Source organism: Alkalimonas sp., from assembly GCF_020831925.1.
Lineage (GTDB): Bacteria > Pseudomonadota > Gammaproteobacteria > Enterobacterales > Alteromonadaceae > Alkalimonas.
In genome coordinates this window covers 38,486-58,552 of record NZ_JAFIFQ010000002.1, presented here as the reverse complement: position 1 = coordinate 58,552, position 20,067 = coordinate 38,486, and the positions used below count along the sequence as shown (strand labels likewise).

General features: G+C 51.4%; 21 protein-coding genes. 11 read left to right on the top strand and 10 right to left on the bottom strand.

Features of this window, described 5'->3' with window-relative positions; translation table 11 throughout:
• Positions 1-19: 19 nt before the first annotated feature.
• From JJU14_RS01170 to JJU14_RS01155, 4 genes are read left to right on the top strand one after another with little or no spacing between them, the layout of a single operon-like run.
• The gene (locus JJU14_RS01170) at positions 20-691 is read left to right on the top strand and encodes a WecB/TagA/CpsF family glycosyltransferase (protein ID WP_228610706.1); all 672 of its coding nucleotides are present in this window, start codon (positions 20-22) and stop codon (positions 689-691) included.
• The gene (locus JJU14_RS01165; protein ID WP_228610704.1) at positions 688-1,581 is read left to right on the top strand and encodes a glycosyltransferase; all 894 of its coding nucleotides are present in this window, start codon (positions 688-690) and stop codon (positions 1,579-1,581) included. Before JJU14_RS01170 ends, JJU14_RS01165 begins: the two co-directional genes overlap by 4 nt.
• Entirely contained in the window at positions 1,574-2,842 is a 1,269-nt protein-coding gene (locus JJU14_RS01160) for an O-antigen ligase family protein (RefSeq protein ID WP_228610702.1), read from the top strand. Before JJU14_RS01165 ends, JJU14_RS01160 begins: the two co-directional genes overlap by 8 nt.
• On the top strand, positions 2,839-3,561 hold the full coding sequence (locus JJU14_RS01155) for a hypothetical protein (protein WP_228610700.1): 723 nt from the start codon (positions 2,839-2,841) through the stop codon (positions 3,559-3,561). Before JJU14_RS01160 ends, JJU14_RS01155 begins: the two co-directional genes overlap by 4 nt.
• Before the next feature lie 30 nt (positions 3,562-3,591).
• On the opposite strand, the gene fur is transcribed toward JJU14_RS01155, so the two are convergent.
• On the bottom strand, positions 3,592-4,029 hold the full coding sequence (gene fur, locus JJU14_RS01150; protein WP_228610698.1) for a ferric iron uptake transcriptional regulator: 438 nt from the start codon (positions 4,027-4,029) through the stop codon (positions 3,592-3,594).
• A gap of 164 nt (positions 4,030-4,193) precedes the next feature.
• Between fur and JJU14_RS01145 the strand changes: the two genes are divergently transcribed.
• On the top strand, positions 4,194-4,658 hold the full coding sequence (locus tag JJU14_RS01145) for a DUF4442 domain-containing protein (RefSeq protein WP_228610696.1): 465 nt from the start codon (positions 4,194-4,196) through the stop codon (positions 4,656-4,658).
• 42 nt (positions 4,659-4,700) lie between these two features.
• Here the strand turns inward: JJU14_RS01145 and fldA are convergent, their stop codons facing one another.
• The 4 genes from fldA to JJU14_RS01125 all read right to left on the bottom strand — a co-directional run bounded on the left by fldA (position 4,701) and on the right by JJU14_RS01125 (position 6,597).
• Entirely contained in the window at positions 4,701-5,231 is a 531-nt protein-coding gene (gene fldA, locus JJU14_RS01140; protein ID WP_228610694.1) for a flavodoxin FldA, read from the bottom strand.
• A gap of 13 nt (positions 5,232-5,244) precedes the next feature.
• The gene (gene ybfE / locus JJU14_RS01135; RefSeq protein WP_228610691.1) at positions 5,245-5,517 is read right to left on the bottom strand and encodes a LexA regulated protein; all 273 of its coding nucleotides are present in this window, start codon (positions 5,515-5,517) and stop codon (positions 5,245-5,247) included.
• Positions 5,517-5,735, bottom strand: a complete 219-nt coding sequence (locus JJU14_RS01130; protein WP_091341225.1) for a DUF2788 domain-containing protein — start codon at positions 5,733-5,735, stop codon at positions 5,517-5,519. Before JJU14_RS01130 ends, ybfE begins: the two co-directional genes overlap by 1 nt.
• Before the next feature lie 97 nt (positions 5,736-5,832).
• Positions 5,833-6,597 (bottom strand): alpha/beta fold hydrolase, encoded by a 765-nt coding sequence (locus JJU14_RS01125; protein ID WP_228610689.1) that lies wholly within the window; start codon positions 6,595-6,597, stop codon positions 5,833-5,835.
• Between the two features lie 162 nt (positions 6,598-6,759).
• Between JJU14_RS01125 and seqA the strand changes: the two genes are divergently transcribed.
• The 6 genes from seqA (at position 6,760) to JJU14_RS01095 (ending at position 14,080) form a co-directional block, all read left to right on the top strand.
• Positions 6,760-7,326: a replication initiation negative regulator SeqA gene (gene seqA, locus JJU14_RS01120; RefSeq protein ID WP_228610687.1), complete on the top strand. Its 567-nt coding sequence runs from the start codon at positions 6,760-6,762 to the stop codon at positions 7,324-7,326.
• Positions 7,327-7,337: 11 nt separating this feature from the next.
• A complete protein-coding gene (gene pgm, locus JJU14_RS01115) occupies positions 7,338-8,987 on the top strand; it encodes a phosphoglucomutase (alpha-D-glucose-1,6-bisphosphate-dependent) (RefSeq protein ID WP_228610685.1) in 1,650 nt (549 codons plus the stop codon).
• A 220-nt stretch (positions 8,988-9,207) separates the two neighbouring features.
• The gene (locus JJU14_RS01110; protein ID WP_228610683.1) at positions 9,208-11,694 is read left to right on the top strand and encodes a glycogen/starch/alpha-glucan phosphorylase; all 2,487 of its coding nucleotides are present in this window, start codon (positions 9,208-9,210) and stop codon (positions 11,692-11,694) included.
• Positions 11,695-11,845: 151 nt separating this feature from the next.
• Positions 11,846-13,333: a DUF1538 family protein gene (locus JJU14_RS01105; protein WP_228610681.1), complete on the top strand. Its 1,488-nt coding sequence runs from the start codon at positions 11,846-11,848 to the stop codon at positions 13,331-13,333.
• Positions 13,330-13,680 (top strand): transcriptional regulator, encoded by a 351-nt coding sequence (locus JJU14_RS01100; RefSeq protein ID WP_228610680.1) that lies wholly within the window; start codon positions 13,330-13,332, stop codon positions 13,678-13,680. The genes JJU14_RS01105 and JJU14_RS01100 overlap by 4 nt, the downstream gene beginning before the upstream one ends.
• A gap of 1 nt (position 13,681) precedes the next feature.
• A complete protein-coding gene (locus JJU14_RS01095; RefSeq protein ID WP_091341190.1) occupies positions 13,682-14,080 on the top strand; it encodes a CBS domain-containing protein in 399 nt (132 codons plus the stop codon).
• 103 nt (positions 14,081-14,183) lie between these two features.
• Here JJU14_RS01095 and rnk read toward each other — a convergent pair whose 3' ends face one another.
• The 5 genes from rnk to JJU14_RS01070 all read right to left on the bottom strand — a co-directional run bounded on the left by rnk (position 14,184) and on the right by JJU14_RS01070 (position 20,063).
• Positions 14,184-14,594: a nucleoside diphosphate kinase regulator gene (gene rnk, locus JJU14_RS01090; RefSeq protein ID WP_228610677.1), complete on the bottom strand. Its 411-nt coding sequence runs from the start codon at positions 14,592-14,594 to the stop codon at positions 14,184-14,186.
• Positions 14,595-14,683: 89 nt separating this feature from the next.
• Complete coding sequence (locus JJU14_RS01085; protein ID WP_228610676.1) at positions 14,684-17,773, bottom strand: two-component regulator propeller domain-containing protein; 3,090 nt, start codon at positions 17,771-17,773, stop codon at positions 14,684-14,686.
• Positions 17,774-18,024: 251 nt separating this feature from the next.
• The gene (locus tag JJU14_RS01080; RefSeq protein ID WP_228610673.1) at positions 18,025-19,500 is read right to left on the bottom strand and encodes an NAD(P)H-hydrate dehydratase; all 1,476 of its coding nucleotides are present in this window, start codon (positions 19,498-19,500) and stop codon (positions 18,025-18,027) included.
• A gap of 10 nt (positions 19,501-19,510) precedes the next feature.
• The gene (locus JJU14_RS01075; protein WP_228610671.1) at positions 19,511-19,864 is read right to left on the bottom strand and encodes a YdbL family protein; all 354 of its coding nucleotides are present in this window, start codon (positions 19,862-19,864) and stop codon (positions 19,511-19,513) included.
• Between the two features lie 10 nt (positions 19,865-19,874).
• The gene (locus tag JJU14_RS01070) at positions 19,875-20,063 is read right to left on the bottom strand and encodes a YnbE family lipoprotein (protein WP_091341180.1); all 189 of its coding nucleotides are present in this window, start codon (positions 20,061-20,063) and stop codon (positions 19,875-19,877) included.
• Positions 20,064-20,067: the final 4 nt, after the last annotated feature.

The window sequence follows — 20,067 nt, the reverse complement described above, 5'->3', positions numbered from 1 at the left end:
TGTCAAGGTAGGTGCTTTTTTGCATCAGCAACAGTTGCTTCAGACAATCATCGATCCGGATGGCAAGGTATTTGCGGGCGCTGCTATTGCCATCAATCCTGAAAAAATCATGGCCGCCAGACAAAATCCACAGGTAGCTGCTATGTTGAGCCAGGCTGAACTGCGTTATGCTGATGGGATTGGGGTGGTGATGCTGATGCGACGCCGATTAAAACAGCCCGTGCAACGTATTCCTGGGTGTGAGCTTTGGCAAAGCCTGATGCTGCGCTGTGCCGACTATCAGGTACCCGTCTATCTGGTCGGAGGCAGGGCAGAGGTGTTGGTAAAAACCAAAGCCCTGTTGTTACAGCAAGGAGTCCCTGTAGTAGGTGCAACCGATGGTTACTTTGATGATGAAACACGGCTGTTAGCTGACATTCGCAGAAGTGGTGCCAAAGTAATACCGGTTGCGATGGGCTCGCCAAAGCAGGAGCAATTGATCGAACGTTTGCGTCAGCAATTACCGGATAGTTTTTTTATGGGCGTGGGGGGCAGTTTTGATGTATTCACAGGCCAGGTAAAACGGGCCCCGGCGCTTTGGTGTCGTCTGCATTTAGAGTGGCTGTATCGTCTGCTGAGTCAACCGAGCCGGATTGGTCGGCAAGGACGCCTATTGCATTACATGTGGTTAGCCATCCGGGGAAAACTATGAAGCAAGATTTGCCATTGATCAGTGTCTATATGCCAACGCATAACCGAAAGCAGATGGCGGCCACTGCAATTAATTCCGTATTGGCGCAAGATTACCCACATTTTGAGTTGATAGTAGTTGATGATGGCTCGACGGATGACAGCTGGCCTTTCTTGCAGCAGGCCTATGGTCAGCATCCAAAGGTGCGTTTATTGCGCCATGAACAAAGCCAGGGGGCTTGTGCTGCCCGTAATACTGCCATAGCTGCCGCCCAAGGTGAATTTGTGACCGGACTGGATGATGATGACTTGTTCTATCCGGATCGCTTATCCAGCTTGATGGCCGCTTTTCAACCTGGTGATGCCATGGTGTGTTCTGGCTATCTGTGGCACTACGGCGCTACCACCAAAGCATGTTTTGCCAGTGATGCCATCATTGCGCTGGATGAGCTGCTGGATTTGCATACTTTGTCGAATCAAGCGCTGCTTCCAACCGAATACATGCGTGCGTTGGGGGGATTTGATACTCAGCTTGCAGCCTTTCAGGATTACGATATGTGGGTGCGGGTGGTAGCGCGTTTTGGTCCGGCCCGACGTATTGCACATATCAGCTATCAGGTTAATGCCGGTCACGAAGCTGGCCGAATTACCGGTTCGCCAAAACGCCTGCAGGCGCATGATGATTTTGTGGCGAAGCACCGGCCTTTGATGTCTGGTCGTAACTTGCAAAACCAGGCTTTTTATCGTCATAGCATGCAGCAATTGCCGCTGTCGCTTACTCAGCTTTGGCGCAGCAGCCGCTATGGTTTAAAAGCATTGAAATGTCGCTATTATCTCAAGCGAAAATTTTCCTGGCTAAGCCGATTACGGCTAAAATGGTTGCAAAAAGGTTGGCGGGGTTTGTTTGATTAAGCAAAGCGGCAACACCGAAACTGGCTGGCAGCTGATTTTTCTTTTGGCCGCATTTAGCTTGTTGTTTGATATGCTGCAAGGTGCATGGCAGAGCCTGGAGCTGATTGGCTTGCCAGTGGCGCAGGCCTTTAAGGCTGCCTTGCTGGCCGCTATGCTTTGGTGTCTTAGAGCCAACGATAGACGAATGCTGGTGCTGCTGGCTTTGCTGGCTGGATGCTTTGCGTTTGGGCCCTTATTGACGCAGTGGCGATTACAGCCTCCTCTGGGGTTTAGCCGGGAGCTTATGCTGATTAGCAAGGTCTTTGCACCACTGATAGCGCTATTGGCATTCACACGTTTCACCTGCAATACGCCTGAATTGGCTCAGAAAAGTCTGCAACGTCTGATGCTGTGCTTTAGTGTGGTATTGCTGATCAATTTTGTTTTTGGCTTTGCAGGTTTTGGTTATGCAGCTTACAGCCCGATGGAGCAGATAGAGCTGGGCTCCCTAGGCAGCAGTGGTTTTTTTGTGTCGGCCAATGAGTTATCTGCCTTGCTGCTGATCCTCACCGCTTATCAACTGCATTACTATTGGGTAAAGTATAAACTGCTGTATATTGTGGTTGTTTTTCTAGCGCTGTTTTGTGCGCTTCAGTTGCTGACTAAAACGGCTCTGTTTGGTGTGTTGTTGTTGGCGGTACTGATCCCTTTATTGCATCTGGAAGCTGAGCGACGCAAGCATGTTGCGCTTTTAATTGCTGGGGTGGCTGTGGTGCTCTTGGTCACTAGCCCGCTTTGGTTGGGAGCTTTGCTGCAACAACTTGGTTTGTACCAAAAATTGCTTTGGGTCTGGCAGGAAAAAGGTTGGTTTGGTCTCATCTTGTCATCGCGCGATCTATACATGCAGCAGAACATGCAGGTTCTGACGGAGCATTTTCCTCCATGGCACTGGCTACTGGGGGTAGGGCAAGCTGGCATAGCGCTTTATCAGAAAAAATACTTTGCCGAATCCGACTTTTTTGACCTGCCGATGTTTTTCGGAGTATTGGCGCTTGTATTTGCAATTGGTTGGTTTGGCTATCTGCTGTGGTTGAGCTGGCAGGCCAGGGCCAGGGCTGAGGGGCGGGTGTTACTGCTGATCAATGGTATCTTGTTGCTGCTGGCTGCTCTGGCAGGCCATGTGCTCACTTCTGGTCTGCTTTGGTTACCCTGGGGCTGCTGGTGTGGTTACGTACTGGCTAGACAACAGGTGCCAGCTGCTTGCAATAGGAGCCGATCATGACCGACTTTATTCAATTGGCCTTGTACCCACATAACCTGTTCTTGTATGCCTTGTTGCTTGCGGCTATTTTTTACCGTAAAAAGGGGCTTTGGTTGTTGTGGCTGGTGTTTTATCTGCTGGGCAATAGCTTTGTCACCAACCAGGTAAGGCAGTGGCAGCTGCAACAGCTACCAAGCCCAGCTACGTTGCAAACCGATGCAACCTGGGTGCTGCTGGGCTGTGGTGGCTCAGAGCAAAGCTTACCTGCTTGTGCCCGCAATCGTTTGGATCATTTACTGGAACGAACGGCAGCTAATAGCTTTCCTGTCGTGATCACCACCCGGCATTGTGCCCCTTATATCCATTATTTGCAGCAACATGATTTCAGTGGCGCTATCGATTGCTTCGATGGCGGTAGTAACACCTATCAGGAGTTTTATCAGCTGGCTGCTCGTTTTCAGCAGCAGCCATTGCAGTTTGTCAGCAGTGACCACCATGGCTGGCGGGTGCAACGGCTGATTACATTGCACCAACTCAACGGGCAATTTTCTGCGGCCACTACCAGTACTTACCGACAGCTGCCATGCCGCTGGCACTGTTGGTTGACGGTGAATTTAAGCAACTACGATTTTTACGCCAAGTTAAGTGGCGAGTGGTTTAGCTACGCCAGCTATCGGTTAAGTCGGCGTTGGCACAATTGGCGGATGAATGCAGATACAAAAAAGGCCTCTGAAGAATGAGGCCTTGTTATGACAGCTGTTTGGAGTAGCTTAGTTGTCAGTATTGTGCGGACAGTTGTTCTTTTGTTCGCACTCACCGTACAGATACAAGCTGTGATTGGTTAGTTTCAGGCCATTTCTAGTGGCTATCTCCAACTGTTTGCGCTCTATGGTGTCGTCTTCAAATTCGATCACCCGGCCACAGTTTAGACAAACCAGATGATCATGATGGCTGTTGCCAGTCAGCTCGAACACAGACTTACCACCTTCGAAATGATGGCGGGTTAAGATGCCTGCATCATCAAACTGGTTTAGCACCCGGTACACCGTCGCAAGACCAATGTCTTCACCGGACTCTAACAGTAGTTTGTACACATCTTCGGCACTGATATGCTGATTGTTCGGATCCTGCAGGATCTCCAGAATTTTTACGCGCGGCAGGGTCACTTTTAGGCCCGCTTTACGAAGTTCGGTATTGTGATCAGTCATAGCATGCTTCAGTTAGTCAACATAACTTCGATTATAAAGCCATTACAGCTTTAATCAAATGCTAATTCAGCCATCTGCTTAGTCATTGAACAACCACACGAACTTGCACTGTCGTAAAGCTCAGGTAGAATAGCTGCATCAGGTCATACCAGTTGAGGGTGCGGATGCAGTGGGCAATGAAACCAGGGTTGATGAAGCGGTTGCTAAACCTGTGGCCACCGTTTTTCTTTAGTGGCATTCAGGTTGAGACCATCCGGGATGATTTTTGTTATGTCCGGGTACGACTAAAATCCAGACCCTGGACAAGGAACATCAATCAAAGCCAGTTTGGTGGCTCGATGTTTTCGATGACGGATCCGATTTATCCGCTCATGATCATGGGAGCCTTGGGCGGCGATTATCATGTCTGGGATAAAAAAGCCGATATTGACTTTATTGCACCGGGACGAGGGCCGCTAACAGCGGAGTTCTGGTTATCGGATGCTGTGTTGGCGGATATTAAAGCTGCTACAGAGGATGGTGATAAGCATTTTCCGGAGTTTTTAGTGCACATAAAAGATCAAAGCGGTGATATTGTTTGCGAAGTGAATCGCACTGTTTATGTCCGTAAGAAACGCTCTGCCCGTTAAACCGGGAAAAGGGCATGCGTTGCATGCCCTGGCCGTTGCATTTTACAAGCCTTCCAGCTCTTTTAAGCACATTTCATCGTACACTTGTTTGCACCAGGCTTTGACGCGTTGCTCGGTCAGCTCTGGCTGGCGATCTTCATCAATGCCGAGGCCAACAAAATGATTGTCGTCGGCCAAGGCTTTGGAAGCGACAAAGTCATAGCCTTCGGTTGGCCAAAAGCCAACCAGAATGGCACCTTTGGGCTCAATAATATCGCGCAAGGTGCCCATCGCATCCAGGAAATACTCGGCGTAATCCTCTTGATCACCGCAGCCAAAAATAGCGACCAGTTTGTCGGTAAAGTCGATGGCTTCAAGCTCCGGGAAAAAATCATCCCAGTCGCACTGAGCTTCACCGTAGTACCAGGTGGGGATGCCCAGCAATAAGAGATCGAAGTTGGCGATGTCTTCTTTGCTGCTTTTGGCAATATCCCGTACTTCCACCAGCTGCTTGCCCAGCTCTTTCTGGATCATTTTGGCGATGTGCTCGGTGTTGCCGGTATCACTGCCGAAAAAAATACCTACAGTTGCCATAGATGCATGCCTTTTACTTGATTAAAACTTTGGTTAAAACCTGCTCCAGATAAGCGCTGCGGGTCAACTGCGCTTGCTCTGCTGCCTTGGATAGCTGCTGATATAGCTCAGCAGGCACTTTAAACTCAATACGCTTCAAGCCCTTTTCCCGATCGCGTTTTACCTGATTGCGCTTGTTAAACTTTAATTGTTCCTGGCGCGGTAACAGATTGGTGCGAGGGCGGCCTGGACGCTTCTCCAGCGCAAACAAATCGGGTGTTGTCCGATCGCTACTGCTTTTAGCCATCAACCCAGCCCTTGTGTTTCGTAAAAAAACTGGATAATGCCTTTGGCAATAAAACCTGCACAACCGGTAAAGAGCACAATCCAGACAAAAATCCGGCCAAACAGCGGCACCTTGCCACGCTTTAATACGTCCTGAATCGCCATGCCGATAAAGAAAAACAACACAGCCAGGCCAATCCATAGTGCCAGCGATTCGTACAACTCAATATCGTAACCCATAATGCGCACACCGCCAGAAAAAAACGGCGGCACTATAGCATAAAGCGAGCAAGAATTTCTTGTTTTATCACAAATTCATTGTCGCAAAACTAAACGATTAGGCAGTCTGGGCTTGCAAAAAATCCAACACAATTTTATTAAATGCCGCCGGTTTTTCCGCATGCAACCAGTGGCCGGCGCCATGAATAACTTTAGCTTTGGCTTGTGGCAACAGGGCTTGAATCGCGCTTTGATGCCCGGCTTCAATGTAATTGGAGTTGGCACCTTTGATAAAGAGCACAGGCCCGGTATAAGGGGGACCCTCGGGTGCCGCCAGCACCTGTGGATAGCAGCGTGCGATCACCGGCAGGTTGCAGCGCCATTGAAATTGCCCGCCTTCCTTGACCAGGTTCTTCAACAAGAACTGCCGCACGCCAGCTTCCTGGATAGAGCGGGCCAGTTGTTGATCTGCATCCTGGCGCGAGCTCAGGTTGTCCAGTTGCACACTCAGCATGGCGTCAATAATGCTGCTGTGGCGATCGTCGTATTGCACCGGGGCAATGTCGGCAACCAGCAAGGCCTTCACCCGCTCAGGAGCCATTAAAGCGATTTGAATGGCAGTTTTACCACCCATGGAGTGACCGAGCAGATAAAAACTGCTGGCATCAGCCGGCAAGCTGTCCAGCACAGCTTGGGCCATCTGCGGGTAATTCATGCTGTCAACATGCGGTGAGCGGCCATGGTTGGGCAAATCAATACTGAGTACGGTAAAGTATGGCTCTGCAACGCGGGCAAGGCCCGCAAGGTTGTCCTGGCTGCCAAAAAGGCCGTGCAGTAATATCAGATAGGGGCCACTGCCGCGCTGCTCTGTGAAAAGTTTCATGACAATCCTGTGACTTTTGAGCCCGGAGCATTGGGCTAAATGCAATTGTGGTATATGGTAGCAGAAACGAGCAAGCAGACGATACAGGCTGGTATCTGCTCGGGTGGCTTTATATAATGGCCAAAGACAGAAGATCCCATCGTTCCGTAACAGGCCAAATGCATGAAAACCATTGAAATTGATGAAGAGTTGTACCAGTACATTGCCAGTCAGACCCAGCAAATTGGTGAAAGTGCGTCGCAGATCCTGCGCCGTTTGCTGTTAGGCTCGGCCGATGCTGCGGTACCAGCGATCGAAACAAGTGCAACAGCTCAGGCCAAAGCTGAGATTGCAGAGCAAAAAAGCAGTACGGCTAGTATCGGCCAACCAGAGGATGCCAAACAAAGCAGCAAGGGCTCTGTATTTGATCGCATCAGCCGGCAGGATTTGCAGGCAGAATCGAGCATTGTTGGCCGTTTTCTGTTGATTTTATCGGCGCTGGCTAAAACCCACCCCAAGCAATTTGCCAAGGTGTTAGAGATTAAAGGCCGTGATCGCCAGTATTTTGGCCGAAGCGACAGTGAACTGTTGCAATCGGGCAGCAGTACCAACCCCAAAGCCATTCCGGATAGTGATTTTTGGGTGATCACCAACTCCAACACCACCCGGAAAAAAATGATGCTGACTGAAGCCGCTTTAAAGCTTGGCTACAGCGACACGGAAGCCGAACAAATTCGCGATTTACTATAAGGAAGAGGTTTATGTCTGTTCACCCGAATGCCGGCCAGGTTGCCAGCCAGGATCAGCTGATCAATGTGTGTCAGTTGGTCAGCAGCTATTACGAACTGAAACCCGATGCTGCCAATCCGCAGCATCAGGTCAGCTTCGGGACCTCAGGCCATCGCGGCAGTGCGATGGCCCATGCCTTCAATGAACCGCATCTGCTGGCGATTAGCCAGGCAGTAGCCGAGTACCGACAGCAAGCGGGCATTAGCGGACCTTTGTTTATAGGCAAGGATACCCATGCTCTATCGGAGCCTGCCTTTGCCTCCGTGCTGCAGGTGCTGGTGGCCAATGGCGTGCGGGTGCGGATCCAACAAGGGCAGGGTTTTACCCCGACACCTGTGGTATCCCATGCCATTATCTGTCATAACAAAACGCATGCTGAGCAGGCTGATGGCCTGGTGATTACCCCCTCGCACAATCCGCCTCAAGATGGCGGTATTAAATACAACCCGCCACATGGTGGCCCGGCGGATAGCGACGTGACGGATGCTATTCAGCAGCGTGCCAATCAGTTGATAGCAGCCGATCTGAGCGGCGTAAAGCGTGTATCCTTTGAGCAGGCATTGGCATCGCCTTTATGCGAAGCTTTTGATTACATAGCGCCATATGTGGAGGATTTGCAGCAGGTGGTGGATATGGCCGCCATCGCCAAAGCCGGCATTCGCATTGCTGTCGACCCTCTGGGTGGCTCTGGTATTGCGTACTGGCCGGTCATCGCCAAACGGTATGGCCTGGATTTAACGGTAGTGAATGAGAAGGTCGATCCGACTTTTGGCTTTATGCCGTTGGATAAAGACGGGGTGATCCGAATGGACTGCTCGTCGGCTTATGCCATGAGCCATCTGATCCAATTAAAAGATCAATACGATATTGCCATTGGCAATGATCCGGATTTTGACCGCCATGGCATTGTTACCCGCAGTGGTGGTCTGATGAACCCAAACCATTATCTGGCAGTGGCTATCAACTACCTGCTTAGCAACCGACCTGCCTGGTCAACCGAGCTTAAGATTGGCAAAACCCTGGTTTCCAGTGCTTTGATTGACCGGGTAGTAGCTGCGCGTGGGCGTAGCCTGTATGAAGTGCCGGTTGGCTTTAAATGGTTTGTCGATGGCCTAGCCGATGGCAGTGTTGCTTTTGGTGGTGAAGAAAGTGCCGGTGCCAGTTTTCTGCGTTTTGATGGCTCGACCTGGAGCACCGACAAAGACGGCTTTATCCTGGGACTGCTAGCGGCCGAGATGCTGGCCAAAACCGGGGTTGATCCATACTTGCAATACCAGGCTTTGACCAAAGAACTAGGCAGTCCCTTGTACCGGCGGCTCGATGCAGCTGCCAGCCCGGCGCAAAAGCAAGCATTGAAGCAATTGGATGCCAGCAGTGTGGCGCAAACCGAATTGGCTGGCGATGCCATCTTGGCGGTGATGACCAAAGCGCCTGGCAATCAGGCTGGGATCGGTGGAGTCAAAGTGGTAACCAAAAATGGCTGGTTTGCTGCCCGGCCTTCTGGTACCGAAAATACCTACAAAATTTATCTGGAAAGCTTCGTTGATGCCAAGCACATGGCCCGGCTAGAAACCGATGCCAGAGCCTTTGTCGATGCTGTTTTTGCCACAATCAGGGAGTGAGGGCACTAAATATTGTAATATTCTTACGATAATTTATTGTCAATGCCACTGCAAACGTATTCCTGCCTTGTTTTTTGTAATCTTTTTACATTTAATAGCAGGAAATCTTTCACTTGTCTGAGCTTGGCGACAAGCTAAGCTTAGCAAGCACCCTACTGAAGATGCATTTTATTGCTGGTGCGATGCAAGTCAGGTGAGCTTCTAACCAACAGGATTGGCAATGACTAAGAAAACTACCTCCAAAAAACCGACTTCGGCGTCCTTGCAGCTAACGGCTGAGCAGCTGAAAGAGCGAATCGTACGTCATCTGCATGCGACCCTGGGCACAGATGTTAATAAAGCTAGCCCGCAAGCTTGGTGGCGGGCTACCTGTGCTGCTGTGAATGAATCCGTCTTTGATGGTTTGCGCACCACGCAGCGCGACCATTACGAACAGGATACACGGGCGGTACACTATTTTAGCCTGGAATACCTGATGGGCCGTTTATTCAGTAATAATCTGCACAACCTGGGCTTGTACCAGCCAGCCAAGCAGGCACTGGCTGAGCTTGGCCATGATATCGCCGAGCTGGAAGACCAGGAAGAAGACATGGCGCTTGGCAATGGCGGCTTAGGCCGTCTTGCCGCCTGTTTTATTGACTCGCTGGCCACCATGAACTTACCTGCGGTGGGCTATGGTATCCATTACGAGCATGGCTTGTTCAAGCAGGAGTTTCAGGCCGGGCGGCAAATTGAGCGACCAGACAGCTGGCGCGAATACGGCAATCCGTGGGAAATTTGCCGGCCGGAGTCGGTGCAGGAAATCTCAGTCTATGGCTATGTAGAAACTGTGTACGACTTACAAGGCCGGATGAAAAAAGTCTGGCACCCGGGCCGAATTATCAAAGGCGTACCCTGGGATATTCCGGTGGTGGGCTATCACGGCAGCTCGGTCAATGTGCTGCGTTTGTGGGAAAGCAAAGCCAGTGATTTCTTTAACTGGGACGTGTTCAACTCGGGCGGCTACATCGATGCATCGCGCGAAAACATCGAAGCGGAAACCATTTCCAAAGTACTGTATCCGAATGATGAAACCGAAGCCGGTAAAGAGCTACGGCTGATCCAGCAGTATTTCTTCTGCTCCTGCTCATTGAAAGACATTATCCGCCGCTACAAGCGGGCCCATGGTGATGACTGGAGCAAGTTTCCAAAACAGGTGGTGATCCAATTGAATGATACCCACCCGGCGGTCGCTATCCCGGAGCTGATGCGCATTCTGGTCGATCGTGCCGATATGCAGTGGGATGAAGCCTGGGGCATTTGTCAGCAGGTGTTTGCTTACACCAACCATACCTTGTTGCCCGAGGCACTGGAGAGCTGGTCGGTGCGGATGTTTGAAAAAGTATTGCCGCGCCATCTGGAAATCATTTGCGAAATCAACCGCCGTTTCTTGCTGGAGCAGGTGGATGTAAGCTGGCCGGGCGATAACGATAAAAAGCGCAAATTATCGATTATCGAAGAGGGTCATGAGCCGATGGTGCGGATGGGGCATTTGTCCGTCGTCGGCTCGTTCCGGGTCAATGGCGTGGCCGAAGTGCACTCCAAGCTGGTGCAATCCGATTTATTCCCGGAAATGGTGGCACTGTGGCCAGACAAGTTCACCAATGTTACCAATGGCGTGACGCCACGTCGCTGGTTAAAAGCCTGCAACCCACGGTTGTCGTCGATGCTGGACCGCCTGGTCGGCAGTGAATGGCCAACCGATTTAAAGCAGCTGTCAAAATTGGCTGCATATGCTGATGATCCTAAAGTGCAGGATGACTTTATGGCCATCAAGCAGCAAAACAAAGCGGATCTGGCTAAAGTGATTCAGGATCTGACCGGTGTAGCGGTGGATCCGGCGGCCATCTTTGATATTCAGATCAAACGGCTGCACGAGTACAAGCGTCAGCATCTGAATCTGTTGCATATTCTGGCACTCTACCGTCGTATCCTGCAAAACCCGGATTACGACATGGTACCGCGGGTGTTTATTTTTGGCGCCAAGGCGGCACCGGGCTACAAGCTGGCCAAAGAGATCATCTATGCCATCAACAAAGTGGCCGAGAAAATCAACCACGACAAGCGGGTGAAAGATCGCATCAAAGTGGTCTTTATGCCGAATTACCGGGTCACACTGGCCGAGAAAATGATCCCGGCAGCTGATGTATCGGAGCAAATCTCCACCGCCGGTAAAGAAGCTTCCGGCACCGGCAATATGAAGCTGGCACTGAACGGCGCTATTACCGTGGGTACTTTGGATGGTGCCAACATTGAGATTGCCGAAGAAGTGGGCGAGGACAACATTGCCATCTTTGGTTTAACGGTGGATGAAGTCAAAGCCTTGCGCCAAAGTGGTTACCACAGCCGTGATTACTACCACAACAACCCGGAGATCAAAGCCGTACTGGACTGGCTGGAAACCGATTACTTCACACCGGGCAAACCGGGCGAGCTGGCAGCCATCAAGCACAGTTTGCTGGAAGGTGGCGATCCGTATTTGGTATTGGCGGACTTTGAAGGTTACCAGGCGGCGCAGCAGCAAATTGATGGCTGGTACCGTGATAAAGCCGGCTGGGCGAAAAAAGCCATCATGAACACCGCCTGTGTCGGCAAGTTCACTTCGGATCGCTCGATTCAGGATTATGTCGACCGGGTCTGGCAATTAAAGCCATGCAAGGTGAACTGAGGCGTCTTTTTAAAAATCCCGGTTAAAGCCGGGATTTTTATTTCTGATCAATAAAAACAGACGTAAAATCAGCTACACTCTAGGCTGATAAAAATATATAAATACAATCAGTTGCTTTTTTCTATAGACTGCTTTTTGAATTGGAGGCTGAGTGCAGTTTCTCAAGGATTTCCTGCATCAAATACTGCATGCCAGTAAAAACCTGCTGCCGATTGTGGCGGTGGTGGTCTTTTTCCAGGCGGTGATTTTACGCCAGATGCCAAACGATCCCTGGATGCTGACGCTCGGTCTTGCCATCGTGGCATTGGGTGTGGCGATGTTTTTACAGGGGCTGGAATTCAGTATCTTTCCGGTTGGGAAAAGCCTGGCCAATCAGTTTGCCCGTAAAGGCTCCATTCCCATTTTAATGGCCTTTGGCTTTGCCATGGGCTTTTCAGCCGTAGTGGCTGAGCCTGCATTGATTGCGGTGGCGCAGCAGGCTGAGCAAATCAGTGATGGCCGGGTCGATGGCCTGACGCTGCGGCTGATTGTCGCGCTGTCGGTGGGGGCGGTGATGGCCATTGGCGTATTGCGCATTATTTTGGGCCATCCGATCCATTGGTACATGATCATCGGCTATATCCTGGTGGTCACGGTGACCTGGTTTGCGCCGGAAGAAATTGTCGGCCTTGCCTACGACTCAGGTGGAGTCACCACCAATATTGTCACCGTGCCTTTAATTGCGGCCCTTGGGTTAGGTTTAGCGGCATCCATTCGTGGCCGTAATCCCTTAATGGATGGCTTTGGCCTGGTGGCCATGGCGGTGATGGTGCCGATGATCAGTGTGCAGCTTTATGGCATTTGGGTGTACAACGTAGCGCCTACGCCGGAACTTGTACTGGAGCTGGCTTCGGCAGAGATCACTGCTGTGCATCCACTGCTGCAGATGCTGCTCGACTTACTTACCATGTTGCGTGATGTGCTGCCGATTATATTCGTGGTGTTATTTTTCCAATACTTAGTACTGCGCAAACCACTGAATAACCCAGTGAAAGTTATTTTTGGCTTTGTCATGGTGCTGCTGGGGCTCTATGCCTTTGTCATTGGCTTAAAGCTTGGCCTGTTCCCCATTGGTGAGGGCATGGCCGAGCAATTGATGGCGCGTAATTATCTGCCCTTTATCTATTTGTTTGCTTTTATGATTGGTTTTGCCACCACCATGGCCGAGCCTGCGTTGATTGCGGTGGGCCAGCAGGCGGAGCAAGCCGCACCGGGCCGGCTAAAAGGCAGTGTGATCCGCATCATTGTTGCATTTGGGGTGGCGATAGGTATTGCTGTCGGTGTGCACCGCATTATTACCGGTGACTCCATCCACTATTACATTATGGCGGGCTATCTGCTGGTTATCGTACTGACAGCGCTTGCACCCAAATACATCATTGCGCTGGCGTTTGATTTGGGCGGTGTCACCACGTCGGAAGTGACAGTACCCTTAGTGACTGCCTTAGGCATTGGCCTTGCTACTCATATTGAAGGGCGTAATGTGTTGATTGATGGCTTTGGCCTGATTGCTTTTGCGTCGATATTCCCGATTATTACAGTGATGGCGTACGCTATTTTAATGGAGTACGCCGCCAAATTCAGGAGACAACCCCAATGAAATTCTCAGCCCTGGTTGCTATCGTCAACGATGAATACGAAGAGCAAACCATCAAGGCCGCCCGCAAACATGGCGCCACTGGTATCACCATACTGGCAGGCAAAGGCATTCCTTGCGATGAGCGCAAAACCTTTTTTGGCCTGAGCTTTGAAGGCAGCCAGACGGTGCTACTGATGGTGTTGGAAAAGTCCTTATCGCTTGGGGTGTTAAAGGCCATCAAGCAGGTGGTTGCCAAAGACGAGGGCGGCTCGGAAGGCCTGGTATTTACCGTACCACTGGAGCATTTAGCCGGCATTGATGTCAAACAGGTGCAGCGGTTTGAACAACATTTAAAAGAGGAACTCTGATATGGATTCGGTCCGACTGGTCAAAGACATTATGGTCAAACAGGTAGTGACGGTCTCGCCCTTTACTACGTTGCGCGAAGCGCTCAGCCTGATGAAAAAGCACGATTTAAAATCGCTGGTAGTGGAAAAGCAGCAGCCGCATGATGCGTATGGCCTGATCACTCACACCAACATTTTAAAAACCATCGTCGCAGAAAGCGGTGATATTGATTTGTTGCATGTGTACGACATTTACACCAAGCCGGTGGTTGCGGTGGGTGAAGATCTGGCAGTGAAGCATGTAGCGGCGTTGATGAGTCAGCAGCGCATTAAGCGGGTATTGGTGCTGAACAATAACGAACTGGCAGGTCTTGTGACCATGCAGGACATTATGGAACCGATTTTAAAGATGGTGGAATAGGGCAGCAGTGCTGCCCTGACGGATAGATAAAGCAGCGGTGCTGCTCGAAAGGATACATGGAGCAGCGGTGTTGCTCAAAATAATGCGTTAAACAGCAGAGCGCTTAGCGATGATACTCGCCTTTGCGCTCGGGCTGATCGACCAGCTCGATAATCTCCACCTGATCCATTTGACCACCGGGCATCGGCCAGTCAATGTGCTGGCCAACCGCCAGCCCTATCAAAGCAGCGCCTACCGGCGCAAAAATCGAGATGCCATCAGTGCTTGTTGCCAGCTCCTGCGGGTAACAGAGCGTTTTTTCAAACTCCTTGCCACTGCTTTTGAGCTTAAAGCGCACTCGGGAATGCATAGTCACCACATCTGCTGGGATCTGCTCTGGCTCCAGTAAGGTGGCGCGCTCCATTTCCAGTAACAGCTGCTCGTGCACCGGGCTCAGCTCTTTTTCTTTGGCCAGCAAAGCATCAATGCGATCGTAATCCAGACTTGAAAGAATAATCGCAGGTTGTTTGGACATTATGATCTCCTGTCGCATAAAAAAACCGCCTGCTAAACAGGCGGGGTACAGCAGCTATATTGGACTTTTCTTCTGAAAATGCAAGTGGCTTAGCCGGCTTTGTCTTTTTTGCCTGCTTTACTACCTTGCATCGGGAAGCGCAGTAAGAAATGGCTGCCATCCGGGCCAGTATGCAGCAACTCAATGCTGCCATTTAATACCTGGCTTGCCAGATTGTAGCTTAAATGCAAGCCAAGACCATGGCAGTGACTGCCACGTTTACTGGTGACAAAAGGCTCAAATACTCGTGACTGCAGCTCGTCTGGGATCCCCTGACCTTGATCCCGGACCAGTAAGTGGCACTCATCGTCCTGAAGATGAAACTGTACCAAGACCCGCTTTTCGGTGGTCTCGCTAAAGGCATGCAGGCAGCAGTTTTGCAGCAACTGAAACACAATTTGCTCCAGAGCCTGGGCCCGCACCAGCAGCTGCACACTGGGACAGACAAGTTCTATACGCACATCGGGGTAACTCAATCGATAGGGGCGCAGGCGATCATCCAACCAGTTGGGAAGCTGGATCTGCTGCAATTGACAGGCGGTTTGATCAACGGCGACCTGCTTAAAGTGATGTACCAGGTCGGCGCTACGCTCCAGATTTTTAATCAACAGCTTCAAGTGCTCAAAGCAGTGCTGCAGAAATTGCTGCATACGTTGATTGGTAATTTTTTTCTGTTGAAACAGCTGCTCTATTTGTTCTGTTTCATTGAGCAGCACAGTGCTGGATGTCATACCGATGCCAAGCGGTGTATTCAGTTCATGGGCTACACCTGCAACAACCTGACCAAGCGATGCCATTTTTTCTTTTTCTATCAGTAGCTTTTGTGCTACCAGTAGCTCTTGTTGCTGACGGGCAACTTGCAGGCGAAGTAGCCTGGCTTTGCGCTTTTCTGCCCGCATTCGCCACAGGTACAAGGCTGCCAGCAAGCCGCTGAGCAGCAGCAGGCAAAGTAACTGGAACCAAAGCTGTTGCCAGATCTTTGGTTCTATCACCACATCCAACACAAGCATCCGGGGGTTCCAGACACCGAGCGAATTGCTGCTTTGAACCTGCAACTGATACTGGCCAGGCCACAGGTTGGTATAGCTAAGCTGGCGTTGGGTGGCATCGACCTCCGTCCAGCTTTGATCAAAACCCAGTAGTTGATAGCGGTAACGGATGGCATCTGGTTGCTGAAACTCCAGCGCGGCAAACTCCAGGCTAAAGCCTCGCTGGTAGGGTGCCAGTGTCAGTTGTTGTTCCGGCAAGGGAGCAGGTTGTCCATCAAGTTGAACTGAAGTCAGGGTAAGCTCCGGAAAGGCCGCAGACCATGGCTGGTAGTTGTCGGCATCAACCAGCAACAAGCCCTCGGTACTGCCAAACAGCATCAAGCCTGAGCGACTTTGGTAATAAGAGCGAAACCAGGGGGTTCCGACCACAAAGCCTGCGGTTTCAGGTAAGCTGAAGCTTTGTTTGCTATCAGGGTCGTACAGGTGCTGTTGGGTCCATAAGCGACCATGGCTATCCTTAAGCAGGTTGGCACCAAAGGCCTGGTGTTGTTTAAGCCCTCGGGTGACCATGGTTATCACCGGGCGCTCCGCGTCCAGATGCTCCAAAATATACAACCCCTGGGGGGTATCGAGCCACAGCCGGTCTTCCTCAGCCAGTAAACCCAGGATGCTTAACGTGGGAGACTCACGGTTGGCAAAGTGGACAAGTCTGGCGGCATCGTCATCAGGGTGCAGCCGGTACAAACCGCCAGACCCGCCACCCAGCCAGATTTGACCATAAGCGTCTTCAGTAATGGCATTGATGTAATCTGCCTGAGGCTGAGTTGCCATTAATTGAAAAGGCTGAAGCAGACCAGGGGTGCTCTGCCAGCGATAAACCCCTTGCTGGGTTCCCAGCCAAAGCTGTTGCTGACTGTCGATGAAAAAGCGCCTCACGGTTTCATTTAGTGCACTGGCCTCGTGCAGTCGCTCAATACGATGGATCTCTGGTTCTACCCAATAAATCCCATCCGGATAAGTCGCCAGCCAGACCATGCCATCCTGTTGCTGGGCCATAGCAGTGATAAAGCCTTGTTGCAATTGCTCTGGGCCAGGTCCCTGCTGCAAACGGGCGATAATACCGACACCTGGACGCAGAATATCAACCCCCGAACCTCGGGTACCAAGCCAAATATCGCCATTGCTGAGCTCCAGAATACTGCTGATATCCGGGTTAGAGATACCCTGGTTGTCCTTCAGACTGTAGCGCAGCATGCTAACCTGATGGGAACTTTGGTAATGCTGCAAGCCGCCGCCAAAGCTGCCAACCCAGATCAACTGCTGTTGATCCTGGAATAGCACCCTTACATCGCTGTGCGATAAGGAGTACCGATCGGATGGATCCGGCTCAAAACGATTCAGCAGCTGTTGTGGTGTTCGTTGCCAGCGTTCAATGCCACCCAGCCTGGCTAGCCAGATTTCATTATCACCCCGGTGCAGCAGATCATGCACCGGGCTTGGTGCTTCTGTGGTGTCCGGAGCGGCAAAAGGTTTGAGTGCATCATCGCCTTTTTGCAACCAGAAAACGCCGGCGCTAGCACTGCCTACCCAGATGCTACCATCCGGTGCTGCTTTCAGGCTAAGCACACTCTGGCCAGTTAATTGGTCAAATACCTTGGGCTGCATCGATTCTGAATTCAGATCCAGCCTCAGCAGGCCTTGGCGATGCCCTATCCAGAGCTGATTATCTGCATCCACCAGCAAAGCTCTGACATTGATGTTCTCCAGGGCATCGGCAGAGAGAATGTCAGCCTGGCCAGTGACGGAGATCCGGGCCAGCCCATTGCGACTGCCAACCCACAGCTGTTGTTGCTGATCTTCAGCCAGCGTCTGAGCACTGTGCCAAAAAGCAGCTTGTTCAGACGGGAAGTCATCGAAACGCTCAAAGGCTGCGACTTTCGGCAGGTAGCGACTTAAACCGCCTGGGACTGCCGCCACCCACAAATCACCATTCTGTCGTATTAACAGTGACTGTATAAAGTTGCCGCTCAGGCTGTTGGCTTGCTCCGCCTGATGACTAAAACGTAAAAACCGGTAGCCATCGTATCGCACCAGGCCACTGGCGGTGCCAATCCATAAGAAGCCACTGTTATCCTGCTCGATTGTGGTCACAATGTGTTCAGGGATTTGCTGGTGATTGCCGGTTTGAAAGAACAGGGAGGGTGGCGGAGGGAAAGGCTGAGCCAAAGCATGGATAAAACAGCTGCAGACAATGCAAACGCACAACAGCCACCGGGTGTTTAGGAATAAGCTCTGTTTGAGCAAGGAATGAGCAGGCATGGTGCGATTGCTGGCCTTTATTACTGCTACAGTCTAAAAGATAGGTGATTAAGTTGTTGAAATCAATGGGTGTAGTGAAATTATCAAGCGCTTTGTTGGTTAAGCAGTGCGCGCACCTGCTCCAGCAGATCCAACGCCAACAAGCCGCGCTGACCATGACGTGCTGCCAGCCGGTCTGCCGCGGTGGCATGCAGCCAGCCGCCAAGAGCGGTCGCATCACAGGCACTAAGGCCCTGCGCCCATAAAGCTGCAATAATACCGCTCAGCAGGTCGCCCATACCGGCAGAAGCCATGCCCGGGTTGCCGGCATTCAGCAGTTGTACACCATCTGTGCCTGCAACCAGGCTGCCATTCCCTTTGAGCAGCACGGTAGCCTGATACTGATGACGCAAGGCGTTGACTGTTTTCAGCCGACTCTGTTGTACCTCCTGGTTACTGCATTTCAGCAAGCGAGCGGCTTCACCAGGATGCGGTGTAAGGATCAATTGCTTATGATGAGGGGGTGTTTGCTGTGCTAAAAGGTTCAGTGCATCGGCATCCAACAGTAAGGCTTTGTCCTGTGCCAGTACTTGCTGCAATAACTGCTGACCCCAAAACTGCTGACCGAGCCCGGGGCCTGCAACAATCACATTGGCTTTGAGCAGATAAGGGTGCAAGTCTTGCTGCGCTTCCACGCCATGTACCATGCATTCAGGTCTTCGAGCTACTAAAGCTGCAACATGCTCCTTACGAGTAAGGACCGTGACTAAACCCGCACCACAGCGCAGCGCCGCTTCAGCACTGAGTAAGGGGGCACCTGCCATGCCAAAGTCACCACCAAGGATCACCACATGGCCTGCCTGGCCTTTATGGAAGTTAGTACGTCTTGGTTTTAGTTGTGTTAGTAATTGCGGCCCTGGTACCAGGCTGGTACTGCAGTCCTGAGCTGCCAGTACATGCTGTGGTATGGACAAAGGTTCCAGCAACAAGTCACCGCAATGATCCGGTCCATCCGCTGTAAATAAACCGACTTTGTAGCCAATAAAACTCAGGGTTACTGCGGCCAGCACCGCGGTGCCCAAAACCTGACCGGTATCGGCGCAAAGGCCAGAAGGAACATCAACGGCTACTACCGGTGCAGTGTTCAGGTTTATTTGCTCAATGGCGCTGGCGTAATGCCCGTTTACTGGGCGATTTAAACCAATGCCCAATAGCGCATCTACCAGCACATCGGCCTTGAAAGAATCGTCCAGGCTTAGTAAGGGGATCTGGGCTTGCTCTGCTGCTTGTTTTGCCATCATGGCAGCATTCGGCAGTTTGCTATGATCGCCAATGCACTTAATGGCAACACGGTAGCCTTCGGCTTTGGCGTATGCGGCCAGCAGGTAACCATCACCACCATTGTTGCCGTTACCCGCATACACCAGTAAGCTTTTACGGCTGGGCCAGCGTTGCTTCAGTAAACCGAGCAGGGCGCTTGCTGCTTGCTGCATCAGCACAAAGTCGCCCTGAGCCAGCTCAGCAATAGCCTGCTGCTCGATGGCCCGAATTTGCTTAGTGTTGTAGAGCAGGTTTTGCATCAGCCTTATTTCAGCGCTTTCTGACCCACTGACCATCCAGTTTAATAAACTGGCCCGCCGGGGTGCGCTCGATGGCCCGTTGTCCGGCCCGGGCTTCGACATCGGCTACAGCGATGTTGTTGTCTCGGGCAATACGGCTGTATTCAGCGCGGCGGGCATCGTTGATTAACTCAACAATTTGCTGCGCTTCCGCGCTCGCTTGCACCACCCCCAGGTAGCCATTGACTTGCTCGCCGATCAGGCCTTGTTCTTTAGCCGGGCCTAACGCATTCATGGCTTGTTGTAGATTCATCGCCAGAACCGGCAGGGCGAAAACCAGCAACAAAGTCGCTAGCAGGGTACGAAAGGTTGTTGTTGCTTTCATCATGCTCTCCTTAGAATAAGCCACTGGAATCACTGAACAACTGATCCAGCTCGCGGTCGACCCGGATCAGGATCTCATGTTCAATTTTCACATTCAGGTTGATAGTAATTGGCTCGGTTGGCGCGGCTACCTGGACGGTTGGGGTGCAACCGCTTAGCCACAGCGACAACGCAAGCAAGGTGATCACTTTGGTGTACATGGTG